Below are 962 nucleotides of genomic sequence, written 5' to 3'. Positions count from 1 at the left end.
TAGTTGTGCGAAATGTTTCTAGCTTAAATAGAGAATGGTTACATTACTCTGGTAAAGGCTAGACAGTTCCTTTCGGAATTGAAGGATTATATCGAAGAATCAAATGATTGGGTAACGCCTTGAAGGGTTCTCTCTTAGTCGAATAGCACTGGATTTAGTAAGAATGATCGTGTTATAAGCTCGGCGAAAAGGCGTGAGAAATTACCGTACCAGTTCGGCTGACGAAAACCTACTCGATGGAGTGGTGTAATTCATGGTGCTTGAGTTGAATGAATATGGTGAGAATGCGAATAAACCTACCATAAAAGGTTAAGCTGACGAACTTCTGAATGTACGGGTCTATACCTGCGATACATAGAAATGTGTATATCACCAAATCGTGAGGTTAGATGTGGATGAGTAAGAATAACTATTATGAAAATCCATGATACGTTACAGGCGTATGAATGCTAACAGGCTTACAGGAAGCACCTAAGTTCATTCTATAATAGATATAATTCAACATTGTAAACTGATAACGTGGAGGGCTTACTTCCTATGAAGCGTTGGCAAGGAAAACACTAATGACATTAGTTACTGTATAACTTGTTTTTATATCAGTGAAAGTGGTGGCACAGTACCAATGAAATGTCTAATCCACATGAAGGGATAGCCACTAGACTAATAAAGATTTATTCAACCATGTAAGGCAGTTCTTTATCGATTAATAAGGTTCTTGTGAGACTAAAAGAGGTTTAACTTCGAAAGGAGCAACCGACTTATTGAAACGGGAGAAACTGAGACACAGTGAATATTACAGTATGCAAACTTGTTTTGACATACTTTATGTCCAAAGTGTCAGTGGTCATCACTTCTATGATTTAACAGAATTAATGTGTTCTGAAGATAATATTCGACTTGCCTACCGAAACATTAAAAGAAATACAGGTAGCAAAACTGCGGGAACAGATAAATTAACGATT

The 962-nt window shown here is 37.1% G+C and carries 1 pseudogene; it reads left to right on the top strand.

Going from position 1 to position 962, the window contains the following annotated elements:
* Positions 1-761: 761 nt before the first annotated feature.
* Positions 762-962 (top strand): annotated as a pseudogene (locus B6K90_RS24010) (group II intron reverse transcriptase/maturase); the annotation flags it as partial.

The sequence above is a fragment of the Gottfriedia acidiceleris genome (assembly GCF_002128425.1).
Classification (GTDB): Bacteria; Bacillota; Bacilli; order Bacillales; family Bacillaceae_G; genus Gottfriedia; species Gottfriedia acidiceleris.
Note: the sequence above shows the minus strand (reverse complement) of the source record. Positions and strands in the feature narration are given on the sequence as shown.